The 18,320-nt window shown below is 68.3% G+C and carries 17 protein-coding genes; 7 read left to right on the top strand and 10 right to left on the bottom strand.

All coding sequences use genetic code 11. From position 1 onward, the window contains the following. Positions 1 to 116: 116 nt before the first annotated feature. Genes AAC997_RS03290 through AAC997_RS03280 form a run of 3 tightly spaced genes read right to left on the bottom strand, consistent with a single transcriptional unit; the run spans position 117 to position 3,084 of the window. Positions 117 to 1,418 carry an HlyC/CorC family transporter gene (locus tag AAC997_RS03290; protein WP_340644274.1) on the bottom strand — a complete coding sequence of 434 codons (1,302 nt, stop codon included), beginning with the start codon at positions 1,416 to 1,418 and terminating at the stop codon, positions 117 to 119. After that, on the bottom strand, positions 1,415 to 2,530 hold the full coding sequence (gene aroB, locus AAC997_RS03285) for a 3-dehydroquinate synthase (protein ID WP_340644273.1): 1,116 nt from the start codon (positions 2,528 to 2,530) through the stop codon (positions 1,415 to 1,417). The genes AAC997_RS03290 and aroB overlap by 4 nt, the downstream gene beginning before the upstream one ends. Further along, complete coding sequence (locus tag AAC997_RS03280; RefSeq protein WP_340644272.1) at positions 2,527 to 3,084, bottom strand: shikimate kinase; 558 nt, start codon at positions 3,082 to 3,084, stop codon at positions 2,527 to 2,529. The genes aroB and AAC997_RS03280 overlap by 4 nt, the downstream gene beginning before the upstream one ends. A 68-nt stretch (positions 3,085 to 3,152) precedes the next feature. Here AAC997_RS03280 and AAC997_RS03275 point away from each other — a divergent pair, with 68 nt between their 5' ends. Together AAC997_RS03275 and AAC997_RS03270 are read left to right on the top strand one after the other, a co-directional pair. Next, positions 3,153 to 4,463, top strand: a complete 1,311-nt coding sequence (locus AAC997_RS03275; protein ID WP_340644271.1) for a hypothetical protein — start codon at positions 3,153 to 3,155, stop codon at positions 4,461 to 4,463. Beyond that, positions 4,460 to 5,374, top strand: a complete 915-nt coding sequence (locus AAC997_RS03270; RefSeq protein WP_340644270.1) for a tyrosine recombinase — start codon at positions 4,460 to 4,462, stop codon at positions 5,372 to 5,374. Before AAC997_RS03275 ends, AAC997_RS03270 begins: the two co-directional genes overlap by 4 nt. Positions 5,375 to 5,432: 58 nt before the next feature. Here the strand turns inward: AAC997_RS03270 and AAC997_RS03265 are convergent, their stop codons facing one another. From AAC997_RS03265 to AAC997_RS03250, 4 genes are all read right to left on the bottom strand, one after another. Beyond that, positions 5,433 to 6,173 carry a glycine zipper 2TM domain-containing protein gene (locus tag AAC997_RS03265; protein ID WP_340644269.1) on the bottom strand — a complete coding sequence of 247 codons (741 nt, stop codon included), beginning with the start codon at positions 6,171 to 6,173 and terminating at the stop codon, positions 5,433 to 5,435. A 130-nt stretch (positions 6,174 to 6,303) separates the two neighbouring features. Continuing rightward, on the bottom strand, positions 6,304 to 7,281 hold the full coding sequence (locus tag AAC997_RS03260; RefSeq protein ID WP_340644268.1) for a hypothetical protein: 978 nt from the start codon (positions 7,279 to 7,281) through the stop codon (positions 6,304 to 6,306). A 62-nt stretch (positions 7,282 to 7,343) separates the two neighbouring features. Further along, positions 7,344 to 8,279, bottom strand: a complete 936-nt coding sequence (locus AAC997_RS03255) for a methyltransferase (protein WP_340644267.1) — start codon at positions 8,277 to 8,279, stop codon at positions 7,344 to 7,346. Beyond that, a complete protein-coding gene (locus tag AAC997_RS03250) occupies positions 8,279 to 8,830 on the bottom strand; it encodes an SRPBCC family protein (protein ID WP_340644266.1) in 552 nt (183 codons plus the stop codon). Before AAC997_RS03250 ends, AAC997_RS03255 begins: the two co-directional genes overlap by 1 nt. A 138-nt stretch (positions 8,831 to 8,968) precedes the next feature. Here AAC997_RS03250 and AAC997_RS03245 point away from each other — a divergent pair, with 138 nt between their 5' ends. From AAC997_RS03245 to AAC997_RS03225, 5 genes are all read left to right on the top strand, one after another. Further along, positions 8,969 to 9,931, top strand: coding sequence for an acetyl-CoA carboxylase carboxyltransferase subunit alpha (locus AAC997_RS03245; RefSeq protein WP_340644265.1), 963 nt, complete (start codon positions 8,969 to 8,971; stop codon positions 9,929 to 9,931). Beyond that, complete coding sequence (locus AAC997_RS03240) at positions 9,928 to 10,311, top strand: lysozyme inhibitor LprI family protein (RefSeq protein WP_340644264.1); 384 nt, start codon at positions 9,928 to 9,930, stop codon at positions 10,309 to 10,311. Before AAC997_RS03245 ends, AAC997_RS03240 begins: the two co-directional genes overlap by 4 nt. A 16-nt stretch (positions 10,312 to 10,327) precedes the next feature. After that, the gene (locus AAC997_RS03235; RefSeq protein WP_340644263.1) at positions 10,328 to 11,242 is read left to right on the top strand and encodes a hypothetical protein; all 915 of its coding nucleotides are present in this window, start codon (positions 10,328 to 10,330) and stop codon (positions 11,240 to 11,242) included. A gap of 49 nt (positions 11,243 to 11,291) precedes the next feature. After that, the gene (locus tag AAC997_RS03230; RefSeq protein ID WP_340644262.1) at positions 11,292 to 12,287 is read left to right on the top strand and encodes a nitronate monooxygenase family protein; all 996 of its coding nucleotides are present in this window, start codon (positions 11,292 to 11,294) and stop codon (positions 12,285 to 12,287) included. A 142-nt stretch (positions 12,288 to 12,429) separates the two neighbouring features. Continuing rightward, entirely contained in the window at positions 12,430 to 14,127 is a 1,698-nt protein-coding gene (locus AAC997_RS03225) for an alpha/beta fold hydrolase (protein ID WP_340644261.1), read from the top strand. Here AAC997_RS03225 and AAC997_RS03220 read toward each other — a convergent pair. Genes AAC997_RS03220 through AAC997_RS03210 form a run of 3 tightly spaced genes read right to left on the bottom strand, consistent with a single transcriptional unit; the run spans position 14,124 to position 18,252 of the window. Then, entirely contained in the window at positions 14,124 to 15,131 is a 1,008-nt protein-coding gene (locus AAC997_RS03220) for a beta-eliminating lyase-related protein (protein WP_340644260.1), read from the bottom strand. The genes AAC997_RS03225 and AAC997_RS03220 overlap by 4 nt on opposite strands. A gap of 37 nt (positions 15,132 to 15,168) precedes the next feature. Beyond that, positions 15,169 to 16,317, bottom strand: coding sequence for an epoxide hydrolase family protein (locus AAC997_RS03215; RefSeq protein ID WP_340644259.1), 1,149 nt, complete (start codon positions 16,315 to 16,317; stop codon positions 15,169 to 15,171). A 51-nt stretch (positions 16,318 to 16,368) separates the two neighbouring features. Further along, positions 16,369 to 18,252 (bottom strand): methyl-accepting chemotaxis protein, encoded by a 1,884-nt coding sequence (locus AAC997_RS03210; protein WP_340644258.1) that lies wholly within the window; start codon positions 18,250 to 18,252, stop codon positions 16,369 to 16,371. Positions 18,253 to 18,320: the final 68 nt, after the last annotated feature.

Genomic DNA, 18,320 nt, shown 5'->3' with positions numbered 1-18,320 from the left:
TGACCAGAGCCAAGTCTCATACAAATGCCACGCCGTGGCTGTTCATGCCTCGCTCCATCCCCCGCGTGCGAGATTCCATGAAGACAATGGTCGTCATCATGCTTTCTATGTCGGGTTCAGGACTCAGGAGTCGGTGCGCTGGCGTCGAAGGGCGCTGAGACCCGCAGCGTGGTGATCTGGTTGCGGACCCGCTTCACGACCTGGAACCGGTGGCGGTGGAAGATGAAGGTCTGGCCGATCTTCGGGATGGTCTGGGCCTCATGGATCACCAGACCGGCCACGGTGACCGCGTCGTCGTCGGGCATGTCCCAGTCCATGGCGCGGTTCAGGTCGCGGATGGTCACCGAGCCGTCCACTACCACCGAGCCGTCGGGTTGGCGGCGCACACCCTGGATGGCGCTGTCGTGCTCGTCGTCGATCTCGCCGACGATCTCCTCGAGGATGTCCTCCAGTGTCACCAGGCCTTGCAGGGCGCCGTACTCGTCCACCACGAGGGCGAAGTGGCTCTGGCGCTTCAGGAAAGCGTTGAGCTGGTCCTTCAGGTTGGTGGTGTCGGGGATGAACCAGGGCTCGCGCAGGATGTCGTCGATGGCCAGCTTATCCATCTTGCCGCCGGCGTCGGCGATGGCCTGCAGGACGTCCTTGGCGTGCAGGACCCCCACGATGTTTTCGGCGTCGCCCCGATAAAGCGGCACGCGGGTGTGGGCGCTGGCCAGCATGGCGGTGACCACCTCGGAGGGCGACAGGTCGGCGTCGATCATGGAGATCGACATGCGGTGAACCATCACCTCGCTGACGTCCATGTCGGAGAGGTCCAGCACGCCCCCCAGCATGCGGCGGTCGCGTTCCTCCACCAGGCCCTCGGAGTGGTGGTACTCCACGGCGCCGCGGATCTCCTCGTGGGCGGCCAGGACATCAGTCTCCATGCCGAGCCGGATGCCGAAGGGGCGCAGAGTGTGGCGCACCACCCACTGGGCGCCGTTGGCCAGCGGCCCGAAGATGCGCACGACCCAATAGGTCGGGATCGACAGGGCGCGGGCGACATCGTCAGCGCGGGCGATGGCGAGCGACTTGGGCAGGATCTCGGCGAAGATGACGATCAGGATCGTCATCACACCGGTGGCGATCAGGGCGCCGAGGGGGCCGGGGAAGGCCGTCGATAGCGCCAGGGTCGTCAGGGCCGAGGCGCCGATATTGATGACGTTGTTGGAGAGCAGGATGGCCCCGATCATCTTCTCCTGATCGCCCATCATCACGTTGATGCGGCGCGCGGCGCGGTCGCCTTCACGCTCCAACTGATGCATCCGGGCGCGGCTGGCGGCCGTCATCGAGGTCTCTGCCGCCGAGATCATGCCTGACAGACTCAGCAGGGCGATGAGGATCGGGGCGAGACCCGCGAGGATCGCGATGACGCTCACGGTTTGGCTCCTTCGGAGACGAGGAAATCACGCACGGCCCGGGCGCTCACGTCCTTGGCCACGAAGGTGTCGCCCAGCGCGCGCGCCAGGATGAAGGTCAGCTTGCCGCCCTGCGCCTTCTTGTCCTGGCCCATGTGTCGGACCAGGGCTTCGGCGGCGAAGGGGGTATTCGCCACGGCGTCCATGCGGGTGGGCAGGCCGGCGGCGGCGATGGCGGCCTCCGCGCGGACGGCGTCCTGCGCCGAACATAGTCCCTGAGAGGCGGAGAAGCGGAAGGCGATGGCCGATCCGGCGGCCACGGCCTCGCCGTGCAGCAGGGCCTCGCCGTAGCCGGTCTCGGCCTCCAGGGCGTGGCCGAAGGTGTGGCCGAGGTTGAGCAGCGCGCGGCGGCCGGCTTCTTTTTCGTCCTCGATGACGATTTCCGCCTTCATCTCCACAGAACGCGCGACGGCGTAGGAGAGCGCCTCGGGTTCGCGCGCCAGGACAGCGGCGGCGTTGGCCTCCAGCCACTCGAAGAAGCTGAAGTCCCCCAATAGGCCGTACTTGATCACCTCGGCATAGCCCGCCCGCATGTCGCGGTCCGTCAGGGTGGAGAGCACGCCGAGGTCGGCCAGGACCAGACGGGGCTGGTGGAAGGCGCCCAGCAGGTTCTTGCCGCGCGGCGTGTCGATGGCGGTCTTGCCGCCCACCGAGGAGTCGACCTGGGCCAGCAGAGTGGTGGGGATCTGCACGAAATCGATGCCGCGCTTGTAGATGGCGGCCGCGAACCCCGCGAGGTCGCCCACCACGCCGCCGCCAAAGGCGACGATCAGGTCGCCGCGATCCAATTCCAGAGCCAACAGACGGTCCGACAGGTCCGCCAGGCCTTCGAAGCTCTTGGTCTGTTCGCCGGGCGGCACCACGATGGCCGGGCAAGTGATGCCGGCGGTCTCCAGCGAGGTGGTCAATCGGGCGCCGTGCAGGGCCCAGACGGTCTCATCGCTGACGATGGCGACGCGCTTGTTCGTCAGGAAGGGCGCAATCCAGGTCCCCGCCTCCTCCAGCAAACCACGTCCGATCACCACCTCATAGGAACGGTCGCCCAGGCCAACGGGGACGATGCGCGGGTTCACTGGGGAGGTTCCTCGGTCTTGGTCAGATGGGCCGAAAGGGCCTGGATCACCTGGTCGACGGTGACGTGGTGGGCGGCGTCGCCGGTCTCCACCATGACGTCGGCCAGTTCGTAGATCGGATAGCGTTGCGCCGCCTGCTCCCGCAGCACGCTCATCGGGTCGCGCCCGGCGATCAGCGGCCGGTTGTCCTTGCGCGACACCCGCCGCGCCAGGACCTCCAGGTCGGCCTTGAGCCACACCGAGAGCGAGCGCGCCTTGATGAGCGCGCGGGTCTCGTCGTTCATGAAGGCGCCGCCGCCCGTGGCCAGCACATGGGGGGGCTCGTCCAACAGACGGGCGATCACCCGGCGCTCGCCTTCGCGGAAGGCGGGCTCTCCAAGATCGGCGAAGATGTCCGGGATGGAGCGGCCGGCGGCGGCTTCGACCTCGGAGTCGGCGTCGCGGAACGGCAATTCCAGAGCGTTGGCCAGACGGCGGCCCACGCTGGATTTGCCGACCCCCATCAGGCCGACGAGGGTGATGGTGCGGGCGCGTAGCGGTTTGTAACGGTCCATGAACGGCGCAGGTCTACATCAGGGCGAGCCCCCGCGCCAATGCCCGCGCTATCGGTTAGGATGAGACCATGACCGGTCGAAGCATTTCCTTGGCGGTTCTGACCGCTCTTGCCCTTACAGCGCCAGCCTTGGCGCAGGACGTTCACGTCACGGCCCTGGCGCCCCCCGACTTCTTCTCCGCGGGGGCTCGGGATACCGGCCTCGGCGCGGATCTCTGGCGTGGCGCGTCGGGCCAGACGGCTCGCACCGTCCTGCCTCTTCTGGCGGCCAAGCCGCTGTCGCCGGCCGCCCAGGCCCTGGCGCGCCGGGTCCTGGCCACCGGCGCCCCTGGTCCCGAGAGCGCTGGGCAGGACGCGAGCGTCGCGGGCGCTCGAATCAGCGCCTTGATCGCCCAGGGCGGAGTGAAGGACGCCGCCGCCATCCTGTCGCGCACCGCGGGCCTCGAGCAGAACCCCGTCTTGGCCCAGGCGGGCGCGGAGGCTGCCCTGCTGGCGGCGGACGACCAAGCCGCCTGCGCCATCTCCGATCGTCTCGTGGCGGGGCGTGAGGAGGTCTACTGGATGCGACTTCGAGCCTTTTGCCAGCTCAAGGCTGGGGATTCGGGCGCTGCTCGTCTGACACTCGACCTCGCCCAAGGCCAGGACCGGGACGCGGTCTATGCCCGCCTGATGGGCGCCAAGCTGGCCGGCGCCGGCGATCCTGGCGCGCCGTCCCTTCGCAACGGCCTCGACTATGCCCTGAGCCGCAATCTCGGCCTGCCGGTCACCGGTCCGGCCGCGCCCGCCGTGGCCGCAGCCCTGGCGGCCAATCCTGCGGTGTCGGCGACCTGGACCCTCGAAGGCGGCCCCGGTCCTGTGAAGGCGGCGATGGCCGCGCTCGCGTCCGGGGACCTTGCCAGCGCCCAGGCCCTGCGGGCGGCTATGATCTCCGACACCATCCCCGAGGCCACGATCACCGACCTGGCCCTGCTGGACGCCATGCTCGCGGCGGCGATGGGCAAGTCTGATCCCCAGACGCTGGACCGCTTGATCGAGCGCGGCGCCGCCGCCGACCCCAAGACCCGCGCCCGCGCCCAGCAGGCCGCGGTGATCCTGACCGCGTTCGGGGCGCAGATGAGCACCCAGGCCCGCGGCCAGTTCGCGAGCTTCACGGCCGTCGAGGCCAAGGCGCCCTCTGCTCGCGCCCTCGCGCTCGACATCGCCGGGGCGGAAAAGCTTAAGGGCGAGACTGCTCTGCTGGCCCTGTGGATTTCGGCCGACGCGGGGGCCACGGGTCCCGCCGCCGGAGATCGGGCGCGTATCATCCGGGCGCTCAACGCCGCCGGCCTGGAGGAGGACGCGCGAGCCTTCGCCCTCGAAGGTCTGCTGGCGGTCCGATGAGCGCGTCGTCGGGCTGGGCCGAGGCCTTCCTGGAGATGATGGCCGTCGAGCGGGCGGCGGCGAAAAACACCATCACCGCCTACGGCAAGGACCTGACCGACGCCTCCGGGTTTCTCTCCGGACGGGGCCGGGATCTGGGCGACGCCTGCGCCGAAGACATCGAGGCCTATTTCGCGGCCCTCGGGGCGCGGGGCCTGTCACCGGCTACCGCTTCGCGACGCCGGGCGGCGGTCCGCCAGTTCTACCGCTTTGTCCTGGGGGAAGGTTGGCGCACCGACGATCCCTCGCGGCGTGTGGACGCCCCCAAGCGCGGGCGACCCCTGCCCAAGGTGCTGAGCCGTGACGAGGTGGATCGAATCATCGCCGCCGCCTCCGCCAAGGATGGCGCGCAGGGCCTGCGGATCGGCTGCGTCGTGGAGTTGATCTACGCCTCCGGCCTGCGGATATCGGAACTCACCGCCCTGCCTCTGGCGGCCCTGGCCCGCGACCCGGCCTATCTGATGGTCACCGGCAAGGGCGGCAAGGATCGGTTGGCGCCGCTGAACGATGCTGCGCGTAAGGCGGTGAAGGCTTATCTGGCCGTCCGCAAAGCCTTCCTGCCCAAGGGGGATATGGCCAATCCCTGGCTGTTTCCATCTCGTGGCAAGGCGGGTCGCATGACGCCGCGCCGTTTCGCGCAACTGCTGGACGAGGCCGCCGCCGACGCCGGGATCGATCCGGCCCGGGTCAGCCCTCACGTGTTGCGCCACGCCTTCGCCACCCATCTGCTGGAGGGGGGCGCCGACCTGAGGGTCGTGCAGAAGCTGCTGGGTCACGCCGACATCGCCACCACCCAGATCTACACCCACGTGGCCGGCGACCGCCTGGCCCAGGTGGTGGCCACGAAGCACCCGCTGTCACGCAAGCCCTGAACGAGAAAAGCCGCCCGCGTGAGCGGACGGCTTCCCTCAGGGCCATGGACCCAGCTGTTTAGCCGGTGATCCGATAGCGGCCCTGGCTGTCGGGGCAGACGCGCACGTAGCGCACGTCATTGCCGTAGTTGTCCACCGGCGCGGTGGCCAGCCGGCAGCGGCTGCGGCTGTAATAGCTGTAGTCGTACTGACCGTTGCGTTGGCCGCGGCTATAGCGGCTCTCGCGGTAGGGCACCGTCTCGGCGTAGTTGTAGTAGTAGCCGGCGCTGTCGCACTTGGCCTTGGCAGACGACTTGCCGATCTGCGAGCCGGCGAGACCGCCGACCACCGCGCCCAGCACGGCGCCCTCGGTCCGCGCATTGCGAGCCGCGACGTTGGAACCGATGGCCGCGCCGGCCAGCGCCCCGATCAGACCGCCAGCCACTTGGCTGTTGTTGTTATTGGAGGACCGGCAGGGATCGGCATAGGACGACCCGTAGTACGAGGTGTCGCGGCCATAGTTGTTGGCGTCGTAGCGGGCCGAATCCCAGGTGGGGGCCGCGCCATAGTAGCGCGCATAGGCGCCATAGCCGTAGCGGGCGTCATAGCGGGCGCGGTCACGCTCATAGCGATCGCGCTTGGCGTCGTACTCGGCGCGGGCGCGGTCGTACTCGGCGCGGGTGACCTGGTAGTCGCGGTGGTCCTGCTGATAGTTGCGCATGTCGCGCTGGTACTGTTGGGTCGGTTGATATTGAGCGAAGGCGGGGGCGGCCATGGCCATCATCGCCGTCGCCACCAGGGTAGTCTTGAGCGTCTTCATGGTGCGTTCTCCTGAACAAACGACGGACCGCTCCCGTCCCGGCGGTCTCGTGAACTTCGGGGTCTTAACGACCTCGGCTAACCAAACGTGGAGTCGCGTTCAGGGTTGCACGAACGCTGTTCGATTGCTTTCAAGCCTTGCGAGGTGCGCCTTTCAGCAACGCGATCAGAGCCTTAGCCAGGGCGTCGGTCGACTTCAGCTTGTCGCTTAGGCTCAACGCGATCACTGGTCCGACATCGGTCTTGTTGACGTCGACGATGTAGATGCGGCCGGTGGGTTGGTCGCGAAGGATGTCCAGGCCGCCCCAGTCCAGCCCCATGCGCGCGGCGAAGGCGGAGATCAGCTCCAGCTCCTCGGCGCTGTAGACGTCCGCCGGGTCGGCGCGGGTGACAGCCAGGTTGTGGATGGAGAAGCGGTTGTCGGCCGGCTTGCGCTTGATCCAGACAACGACGGGCCTGCCGCCGACACAGGGGGTTCGCAGGTCGTGGATGAAGGGGCCGACGGCGGTGTCCACCAGCCGCTGGTAGGTCTTGCCCGGCAGGCGCGGGTGCGGGCAGGTCACGATCCGCCCGTCATGCACCCCGTTCAGTTCGCCCTTCTCCACCGCCTCGCCGACGAAGATCTCGGGATCGATGGCCAGGGGATAGCCGAACACCTCCTCGAACACCGCCGAAACGTGGCTCTTGGAAACGTCCAGGCAGGTGAAGTTGAGGGCGCGCTCATGGGTGGGCTGCGCCCGCAGGCCCCAGGTGGCGTCCTCGAAGCAGAAGCAGGCGTCGGCCTCGTCGGCTGAACCCGCCATGCGGCTGCCGCTCCAGGCCATGGCCGCCCAGATCAGATACCAGGGGCGAGGCTTGTCGGGGGTGAACCAGATGGCCGGGCCGGGCGCCCGCGTCGCCGCCATCCCCCAGGACCGGGCGCGGACGATGATGTGATAGCCGAACCAGTTGAGGCACTCGCCGATTAGGGCGCGGTTCAGGCAGATCTCCGTCCCGGTTTTGTGGACCGTCAGGCCACCGGGGTGGAATTTGAAGTCGCTGAACCAGCCTCCCTTTGGCGAAAGACCGGGCAGGAAGCCTTCAGGCGCGCGCGTCTGCAGTTCGCTCATCGGAGCCTCAGAACCTAGAAGGAGAGCGGGCGCGCCCAGAGTGAACCCGCTGGGCAATACGCTCAAGCTGACGCGGCGTTCCCGGCCTTCTCCAGCACCGCGCCCACCGCGGCGATGCGGTCGACCCGGCGATAGGCCGGATGCAGCAGCATGGCGCCAAACACGTCGGGGTCGATCTCGCGATAGCGCAGAGCCGCGCCATCAGCCGCGGCGAGGCCTTCCAATTCGGTCCGCAGCCTGTCGTGGCCCTCGACGATGGCGCTGCCCGTGTAGAGCAGCAGGCGGCCACCGGCCGGCAGGCGCGCCATCGCGGCCTTGGCCCAATCCAGTGAGACCCGCGCGCCAAGCAGGTCGCCGCCGTCGCGGTAGGTGCGTCCGCCGGAGCCCAGCAGATAGGGCGGGTTGGCGATGGCGACGTCGATGGCGCCGGTGACCTTGGCCAGGCCGTCGCTCTCCATCACTTCGGCGCTGACCACGGCGGTGGCGGCATTGATCCGGGCCAGCCGCACGGCCTCCGGATTGATGTCGGTCAGCACGATGGCGGCCCCGGGGCAGACCCGCGCGGCGACGAGCCCGCCAACCCCTGCGCCCGCGCCGATATCCACCACGCGGTTGGCGTGACCCAGCTCGGCGCGGATGAAGTCGGCGAACCTGTAGCTGTCGGGCCCAAAGAACACCGCGTCCTTCGCCCGTGGCGGGTAGGCTGAGTGGAGGAAGAGGTCGTCACCGACGCTGGCCACGCGCAGGGCGCTGGTAAGCCGATGCCCGCGTTGAATGAGGATCCCGGCCTTGCGCATCAGGGCCAGGATCTGCGGCTCCACATCGCCGTCGCGGAAGGGGCGAGTCCAACCAAAGATGTCGCGCAGGGTGTGGTGTGAACCCTGGAACAGCCGCCAGGAGACCAGGCGGTGGGTGTCATTGGTCGGGGTGACGAACCGGTAATTTCGGGCCTTCAGGGCCGTCAGAAGAGCGACAAGGGCCTCGTCTTCAAAGGTCATCAGCGGTGCGCCTGCGCCAGCGCTTCCTTGCGCAGGGCCAACATGGAGGCCGGCATGCCCTTGGCCACCGCGCCGCGCACCATTCCGGCCGGAACCGGCGCGTCGATGGCCACGTGCAACTCATAGGTCACATGGGTCCCGCCGGGGATGGCGGACAGCCGCCACTCGCCGTCCGACCGCTTCCAGTCACCGCCGGTGCGGTGGAAGGCCAGACGCCGCGGAGGCTCCAGGGTGGTGCGGAACACGTTACGCATGACGGGCTTGAAGGCGTTGCCTTCCAGGCGGTGCTCTCGCACGTCCCAATGACCCGCGGGGTCGCGCTCCAGGGTCTTGCAGCTCAGCAGTTTGGGCATGTACCGCGGGGCGCCCTCGCAGTCGCTGAGAACCTTCCAGACCACATCGGGCGGGGCGGCCACGTCCATGGCCGCGTGGATCACACCGGCCGATCCGCCCTCTGCCTGGGCCGAAACCGTGGGGACGGCCTCGAACCCGCCGGCGGCGAGGGCGGGAGAGGCCATGGCGGCGAAGATGACGGCGGTGACGATTTTCATGCTCGGTGAGGTCCCGAGGGGCGATTTCGTTCCCCTGAGGAACGGTCCAAGGGAACTGGCGCGACGCCGCGTACTTGTTAGGCGGAAGGTTCCCGCCTAGTTTCCGACGCTTCCGCCAACGGAAGGAAGAGTCCCCGCATGGTCGCGCACTATCTCGAGTTCGAGCGTCCCATCGCCGACCTCGAAGCCAAGATCGAAGAACTCTCCAAGCTGTCCGAGACCACCGGGTCCGGGGCGATGGAAGGCGAGATCGAGGCGCTGCGGACCCGCGCGCGGACCCTGCGCCGCGAGGCCTATTCCAAGCTCGACGCCTGGCAGAAAACCCTGGTGGCCCGCCATCCCGAACGGCCCCACTTCGTCGACTATTGCGCCGGCCTGATCGAGGAGTTCGTGGAGCTGCGCGGCGACCGCAAGTTCGCCGACGACCAGGCGATCATGGGTGGCCTGGGCCGCTTCCGCGGCCGGCCGGTGGTGGTCATGGGCAATGAGAAGGGCCGCGACACCGTCACCCGCGTGAAGCACAATTTCGGTGCCGGTCGGCCCGAGGGTTATCGCAAGGCTATCCGGCTGATGGAGATGGCCGAGCGGTTCCACCTGCCGGTGATCAGCTTCGTCGACACCGCCGCGGCCTATCCGGGCGTGGGCTCGGAGGAGCGAGGCGTGGCCGAGGCCATCGCCCGAGCCACCGAGAAGTCTCTGATGCTCGGCGTGCCCATGGTGGCCACCGTCACCGGCGAAGGCGGCTCCGGTGGCGCGCTCGGCATAGCCTGCGGCAACCGGGTGCTGATACTGGAGCACGCCATCTACACGGTGATCCCGCCGGAGGGCGCCAACTCGATCCTGTGGCGCGGCGCGCGCACCGCCGAGGAAGCCGCCAAGGCCTTGAAGATCACCGCCCAGGACCTGATCGGCATGAAGATCGTCGACCGGATCATCCCCGAGCCCCCCGGCGGCGCCCACTCTGATCCCGAGGCCACGATCGCCTCGGTGGGCGACGCGGTGGAGGAGGAACTTGCGATCCTCACCAAGATGACCGCACCGGAACTCAAGAAGCAGCGCGCCGAACGCTTCTACGCCATCGGCCGAAGCGGCCTCCAGTGAGGATACTCCTGGTCGTGGCGGTGTTGCTGGCGCCGGCCGTCGCGCTGGCCGCGCCGAAACCGACATCAGCGCTGGACCGTTGCCTGGCCTCGAAAGCCGCCGACACCACCATGGGCCAGATCATGTGCATCGGCGACGCCGTGAGCGTGCAGGATGCACGCCTGAACAAGAGCTACGCCAAGGCCATGGCCAAGCTGACATCAGAGCAGCAGGACAAGCTGCGCGCCGCCCAGCGCGCCTGGATCGCCTTCAAGGAGGCCGATTGCCAGTCCCTGCAGGACGACGACTGGGGAACCATGTCGCGGGTGACCGCCAACATGTGCGTCCTGGACCGCACCGCCGAGCGCGCCGACGAACTGGCCGCCTACCCGGACCGCTGACCATGTGGGGGCGATCATGACCCCCTTCCGCGACTATGCCGGTCCGCAGGACCTGCGCGCCATGCAGGCCCTGACTCAGCATGCCTGGTCCCTGCGGAGCCCCTTCCACATTGGCAACCTGGCCTGGGAGCGGTTCGAGCACGTGGGTCGTGATCCCGAATGGCCAACGCGGCTCTGGCTGGACGGCGGGGCGGTGCTGGCCTGGGGCTGGATCCAGGCCGGCGGCCACCTCTATTTTCACATCGATCCCGGCCGCCCCGACCTGTTCGATGTGGTCCTGGCCTGGTTTGAGACCACCGCGACCGGCGAGATCCTGACGACCGTGGTGCTGGACAACGACCCGGACGGCTTGGCTCGGTTGGCTGGCCGTGGCTATCGGGCGCTTGGTGATGATCACCCCTTCGCCCTGAAGATGTCGCGGTCCCTCGAAGACCTGCCGCCTATCGTCCTGCCCGACGGTTTCCGGGCGCTATCCATGGCGCAGGTCCAAAACCCCGAGCGCCGGGCCTTGGCCCATCGCAACGCCTGGAGCCGGATCGCCGGACGTGAGGCCGACCCGCCTGGACGCTCCCGCGTCACCGGCGAGAGCTATCGCCAGGTGATGGCGGCCTTTCCCTACCGTCCCGACCTCGACTGGGTGATCGAGGCGCCCGACGGCCGGCTCGCCGCCAACGCCTGCCTGTGGCTGGACACGGTGCATGGGACGGGCCTCTTCGAGCCCGTGGGCACGGACGCCGACTTCCGCCGCATGGGTCTGGCGCAGGCTGTCTGCCTGTCTGGCCTGCACGCCCTGAAGGCCGCCGGCGCCCGCCTGGCCCTCGTGGGGCCGCGCGGCGACGAGGGCTATCCGGCGCCCCGTGCGCTCTACGGCGGCCTCGGTTTCACGGCCTATGCGCGCGATATCGTCCACGCGCGCAAACGTCTTGATTGACCCTGCGTCGCCAGTTTCAACTGTCTCAAGCAGCCGTTGGGAGGACGTCATGGCCCTGAAGACCCGTTTCACCGAGCTCGTCGGGGTTGAACATCCGATCGTCCAAGGCGGCATGCAGTGGGTGGGTCGCGCCGAGCTGGTGGCCGCAGTCGCCAATGCCGGCGGCCTGGGCTTCATCACCGCCCTGACCCAACCGACGCCGGACAAACTGCGCGAGGAGATCGAGCGCTGCCGGTCGCTGACCAAGAAGCCTTTCGGCGTGAACCTCACAATACTCCCGGCCATCAACCCGCCGCCCTATGCCGAGTACCGCCAGGCGATCATCGATAGCGGCGTCAAGATCGTCGAGACGGCCGGCAACAAGCCGCAGGAACACGTCGACGAGTTCAAGAAGCACGGCATCATCGTGGTCCATAAGTGCACCAGCGTGCGCCATGGCCTGTCGGCCGAGCGCATGGGCGTCGACGCCATCTCCATCGACGGCTTCGAGTGCGCCGGACACCCGGGTGAGGATGATGTGCCGGGCCTGATCCTGATCCCGGCCGCCGCCGACAAGATCAAGATCCCGATGATCGCCTCGGGCGGATTCGGCGACGCGCGCGGACTGGTGGCGGCGCTGGCGCTGGGCGCCGAGGGCGTCAACATGGGCACGCGCTTCATGGCCACCAAGGAAAGCCCCATCCACCAGGCCATCAAGGAGCAGATCGTCGCCAATGACGAACGCGCCACCGACCTGATCTTCCGGACCATGCACAACACCAGCCGGGTGGCCCGCAACGCCGTCAGCCAGCAGGTGGTGGCGCTGGAGAGGCAGGGCGCCAAGTTCGAGGATGTCCGGGAACTGGTGGCCGGTAGTCGCGGCCGCAACGTCTACGAGGTCGGCGACAACGACGCCGGCATCTGGTCGGCCGGCCAGATCCAGGGCCTGATCCACGACATCCCCTCCTGCGAGGAGTTGATCAGCCGCATGGTCCGCGAGGCCGAAGACCTGATCACCGGACGTCTGGCGCGATTCGTCGGCGGCAAGCCTATGGCCAGCGCCTGACATATCGGTGGCGGGCCCGGGAAAGGTGGAAGCCTGTTTCCACTGCGGCTCCGCTCAACCCAAGATGTTAGATCATAGCGTGATCTAGCAGGCGGGAGTCGTGTAAGCTTCAGGTCCCCCGAGCCTAGAGACGACACCTGACGTGCCGCCCGACCTGACCCCCAAAGCCAAGGCCAACGTCTCGATGGTGATCGAGACCATGTACGCCATCGCCGCCGAGCCCGACAAATGGGAGCAGATCGTCCAGGCCCTGGATGTGGAGGCCAGCGATGCGCCCCCAGAGGCCGAGGGCGTCGCGCGGCTGGCCACCCTGGCGGCCGACCGGGGCGAGGCCGTACAGGTCGGTGTGGTGCTGATCAACGCCGCGGGCGGGGCCAGCGCCTGGAACGCGGCGGGCGAGGCGGTCTTCCATCAGCGGCTGGGTGTGATCGAGGCGCGCGGCCTGCGCTTCTTCAACCCTACAAATCATGAGGCTCTCGACCAGGCCCGTCGCCGGCTGCGGGGCGCCGAGGGCCGGCAGGTCATCGTCAAGTTCAGCCAGTCCGACGACGAGGCGCCTCACTTCGCCTATGTGGTGCCGGCCAGCGGCCTGCCGCCGGCGCTGACCTCGGGTCTGGGCGGCGCCCTGACGACGGGGGAGGGGACCTGCGCCGTGGTCTTCCCGGCGGTGGAGGCCACCGATCGGTTGTGGGCCAACCTGCGGGAAAGCTTCGGTCTGACCCCGGCCGAGACGAGGCTCGCGGCCCGGCTCAAGGACGGCCTGACCCTGAAGGAGGCGGCCGGTGAGCTGAGCGTCAGTTTCAACACGGTCCGCAACCAGCTTCGCGCCATCTTCGAGAAGGTCGGCCTTTCGCGTCAGAGCGAGTTGATCCGCACCCTGACCCAGCTCGGATCTCTCTCCACCTCATTCCAGGAAGGCTCCGGGCGTGGCTTGCTGGGACCCGCCATCGCCGCCACCGAGCGCGGCGCGGTGGAGTCCGCCCCGCCGATCCGCTTCCTGGCCCTGCCCGACGGTCGCCGCCTGGCCTGGCGCGCCTATGGCGATCCGAAGGGCAAGGCGGTTCTGGTGGTTCACCAGGGCCTGGGTTGCAGTGTTATGCCGCGTGGCTCCGACACCCTGGCCCGAGACCTTGGTCTACGCCTGATCTGTCCCGAACGTCCGGGGGCCGGCCGCTCCGACGTCAGGCCGGACTTCAGCTACGAGGGCGTGGGGCGCGATTTCGCCGATCTCTGCCGCGACCAGGGTCTGGCCGAGGTTCAGGTGGCCGCCTTCATGTCCGGCGCGCCCTTCGCCCTGATGGCCGCCCGGGAGCTTGGCCCCATCGCCAGCCGGGTGCTGCTGGCCTCGGCCCGACCCTCAGGTCAAACCCTGGAGACCGAGCGTGACAAGGGGCATGCCGTGGTTCTCTTCCGTCGACGGATCATGCGCAACGCCTGGCTGGCCGACATGGTCTTCGCGGTCATGCGCCTGCAGCTCACCCGCAGGCAGTTGGAGAAGTTCGTCCGCGCCGCGGCCTCAGCGCCAGGCGACGCGGCCTATCTGCGCACCCATCCCGGAGTGCTGGATTTCATCGTCGACTACATCTCGGAGTCGCTGGCCCTGACCAGCCGGGGCATCGCCGACGAGATCAAGTGCTCGGCCCGAAGTCCTGTCCTGGACCTCGCGCGCCTGAGCGCCCCGATCACCGTCTGGCACGGGGAACAGGACCCGATGAACAGCGCCACGGAGGTCGCCGCCTGGCTGAACAATCGCCAGGAGAACGTGCGAACCTTCCCCGATGCCGGCCATTTTCTGCCGCACAAGCACTGGCCAGAGGTGCTGGCCTGGCTGGCGAGCTAGCGGATGGCCTTTAGGGCCTCGCCCAGTTCGTCGACAGCTTCAGGCCTTGTCGCCCAGGAGCACATGAAGCGCACCGAGCCGTCGATGAACCGGTAGACGAACCAGCCGGCGTCATGCAGGCGCTGCAGGGTCGGCGCGTCCATCTGCACGAACACCGCGTTGGCCTCCACCGGATGGGCGATGGGGAAGGGCATGAGGGCCGCCAGACGCTTGGCCATGGCGTTGGCGTGGGCGGCGTGGCGCACGAAGGCGCCGCCCTCCAGCATGCCGATGAAGGGGGCGGCATAGAACCGGCCCTTCGAAGGAAGTTGGCCTGATTGCTTCAGCCGCGCGTCGAACCTGTGAGCCAGGGCGGGGTCGAAGATCACCACCGCCTCTGACGGCGTCATGCCGGACTTGGTTCCGCCCACCACCAGGATGTCGACCCCGAGCGTCTTGATGGCCTTCAGGTCAAAACCCGCCGCCGCCGCATTGGCCAGCCGCGCGCCGTCGAAGTGGACCCGGTAGCCCTTGGCCTTCACCGGATCGATCAAGGCTTTCAGCTCACCTACGGAATAGACCGTGCCGTATTCCGTGGCGTTGGTGACCGACAGGGCCGCAGGGGCCTGCCAGTGCGGCTGGTCCGGCGCGGCGAGCGGCGCCCTCAGACCCGCCGGGTCGATCCGCCCGGAGGCGCCGGCCAGGGTGATCATCCCCAGGCCGTGGCCGAAGAAGCCCGGCGCCCCGGTCTCGTCGGTGGCGACGTGGGAATGCTGGTGGCAGAGCACGCCTTCGAAGGGCTGGCAGAGGGTGGCCAGCGATATGGCGTTGGCCGCCGTGCCGGAGGCCAGGAACCGCACGCTGGCGTCGGTGTCCAGCAGGGCGCGCACCGCGTCGGCCCCGGCCTTGGTGATGGGGTCGGAGCCGTAGCCGGAGGTGGTTCCGCTATTGGCGGCCACCAGGGCGTTCATCGCCTCGGGCGTGGCGGGGGCGGTGTTGTCGGATGCGAAGTCATATCGGGCCATCCGCCGAATAGAACCGATCCCACTGGCTTGGAAAGAGTTAGACGCCCTTTCCCCAGTCCCGCACGTCGGCGACGAAGAGGTCGGGCTCCTCCATGGCCGCGAAGTGCCCGCCGCGGGGCATCTCGGTCCAGCGGGTGATGTTGTAGGCGCGGTCGGCCCAGGTCCTGGGCGGGGCGGTGTAGAGCGGCTCGCCGGGGAAGTTGGCGAAGCTGGTGGGGGTCTCGCAGCGCTCGCCCTCCTTGAAGGCGACCCCGCCCTCTTCCAGCAGGCCGCGATAATACCAGGCGCCGGTCGCGAAGCTGTTCGTCATCACATAGATCATGATGTTGGTGAGCATCCGGTCCTTGGGGTGGACCGCGTCCAGCGGCTTCTCCCTCAGGTCCGACCAGTCGTGGAATCGCTCGGCGATCCAGGCAGCCTGGCCGACCGGATTGCCGGCCCCCATCCAGGCCAGCGACTGGGGCTTGGAGGCCTGCAGCCGGAAATAGGCGCCCATGACGTCCATCATGGCGCCCTGGCGGGTGAGCCAGGCGATCTCCTCCGGCGTCTTCGGCCCGCCGAAGGGCCGGAAGCCCATCATGTTCAGGTGGATGGCGCGGACATGCTGGCCGTGGTCATGGCCGAGCCACGAGGTCACCATCGCCCCCCAGTCGCCCCCCTGGGCCAGATAGCTCGGATAGCCCAGCACGTCGGTCATCAGGGTGTTGAACAGCCGCGCGGTGGTGCGTTGGCCGATGGGCTTGGTGGGCTTGGACGAGAAGCCGAAGCCGGGCAGGGACGGGACCACCAGGTCGAAGGCGTCCTTTGGATCGCCGCCGAACCGCGAGGGGAAGGCCAGCTTCTCGATGGCGCCCCAGAACTCGTAGTGGGAGCCTGGCCAGCCGTGGGTCAGCAGCAGGGGTCGCTTGCCGCCAGCCTCGCCGATCACGTGCAGAAAGTGCAGGTCGTACTCCTCGACCCTGGCTGTGAACTGCGGAAAGCGGTTGAGGTCGGCCATGGCCGAACGCCAGTCGTAGCGCTCTGTCCAGTGCTCGCAGAGCCCCTTCAGATAGCCCGCGTCGCAGCCATAGGCCCAGCCGTCCGGGACGTCGGGGATCGGGGGCCAGGGATAGGCGCGCACCTGATCCAGCACGGCCTGCGCCTGGGAGTCGGTCCAGGCGACCTCGAACGGTTTGATCTCAGCCACGCTGTCCTCCCGAATATCGGGAGGCAGTTGGTCAGCCTGCCCCTGGGGTCGTCAAGCCGTCCGGGTCCCTCGCCCGGCGAAGGCGGCGATCCGGTCCTGAGCGGCCCTGACGGGGTGTTCGGACTTGCTGGCGCCGCTCAGCCGGAAGCGTCCGACGAGCTTGGCCAACTGGCCGGTCTCATCCTTCAGGGAACTCGCCGCGGCGGTGGCTTCCTCGACCATGGCCGCGTTCTGCTGCACCACCTGGTCCATCTGATTGATGGCGACATTGACCTGGGCGAGGCCCGAGGCCTGTTCCTGGGCCGACACCGTGATGTCGGCGATCAGGCTGTCGATCGCGGCCACCTGTTCGATGATCTTGCCCAGCGCCTCCCCTGTCTGGCTGACCAGGCTGACTCCGGTTCCGACCTGGTCGGAGGATTCCGAGATGAGCGCCTTGATCTCCTTGGCGGCCTCGGCGGAGCGCTGGGCCAAGGCCCGCACCTCGGAGGCGACCACGGCGAAGCCCTTGCCGGCGTCACCGGCGCGCGCCGCCTCCACGCCCGCGTTCAGGGCCAGCAGGTTGGTCTGGAAGGCGATCTCGTCGATCACCCCGATGATCTGGGTGATCTTGCCGGACGACGCTTCGATGGCGCCCATGGCCGCGACGGCCTGGCCGACCACCTCGCCGGACTGTGCCGCGCCACTCCGCGCCGTCGCCACCACGCGGGACGCGTCCCGGGCGTTCTCGGCGGTCTTGCTGACCGTGGCAGTGATCTGGTCGAGCGCGGCGGCGGTCTCCTCAAGGCTCGCGGCCTGGTGCTCCGTGCGTCTCGACAGGTCGTCGGAGGCCTGGGCGATTTCATCCGATCCGGCCTCGATTGCGCGCGCCGCGACCCCGATGGTCCGGATCGCGTCGTCCAGGCTGGTGACCGTAGCGTTGAAGTCGTCCTTCAGGGACTGGTGCTCCTGCGCCACCGCCACGTCCAGGCGCGCCGCCAGATCGCCACCGGCTACCCGGGAGAGCTCCTGGCTGAGCACCTCGATCAGATGTCTCTGTCCTTCGCCCGCCGCCGCGAACGCCGCCTCGGTATCCTTCAGCTTCTGGTCCAGGTGTCTTTGGAATTCCGCCGCCTCGGCCTCCAGCCGGACGCGCTCCACGCCGTTTTCGCGGAAGACCACGGCGGCGCGGGCCAGGGCGCCGATCTCGTCCTTGCGGGTCGCGCCGGGGATCTCGAGGTCGAACTGACCGCGCGCCATGGCCTGGAGCACGGCGTCCAGGCGGCCCAGGGGCCCGGTGATGCCGCGCGCCGTCCGCCAGGCGACGGTCGCCGCGACTACGATCATGGCGCCCAGGCCCAGGATCAGCAGCAGGTTGGCCCGCTGGATCTGCTTGTTGGTGTTCTCGAGTTCGGTGGTCATCAGGACGCTTTGCCGACCGGCGAGACCGCCGTCTCCCGTTTCCCCGACAAGCAGGGTCTCGGCCGCCTTGAACAGCGGCAGTACGTCGGTTCGCAGTCCGTCGGTGGCGGCCGTCGGGTCGGGATTGGTGGCGGCGATGTCGAACACATCGGCCTGGGCCTGATGCAGCTTGGGCAGGACTTCACGCAGTTCCGACCAGCTCCTCTGATTTTCCGCGCTGGTGAACCGTTTGGCGAGGCCGTCCATCCGGGCCGATAGTGCGTCGATCTGTCTCCACTGGTCGGCCCATTGGGTTTTCATGGCGGGGTCATGCAGCAGCATGAAGCCGCGCAAGGTGTTGGCGCTGGCCAGAATCTGGGCGGAAAGTCTCAAGCTGGTGTCGGCGGCGGGGGCCCGGAGTTCGGCCACGATCTTGGCCTGCCGCGCCGCGTCGCCGGTCTTCATGGTCACGAAGCCGATGGTCAGGGCCATACCGACAATGACGAGGCCGAAGCCCATCAGCAGCCGCTGACCGATCTTGAGGTCGAATTTCATGAGGATCCTCCCGAATCTCGACGCCGATTCCTAAGTTGATCGGCGGCCGATATCCGACTGGGCCACGT

This window comes from Phenylobacterium sp. (assembly GCF_037968635.1).
Lineage (GTDB): Bacteria > Pseudomonadota > Alphaproteobacteria > Caulobacterales > Caulobacteraceae > Phenylobacterium.
This window is presented reverse-complemented; position numbering and strand designations above follow the sequence as displayed.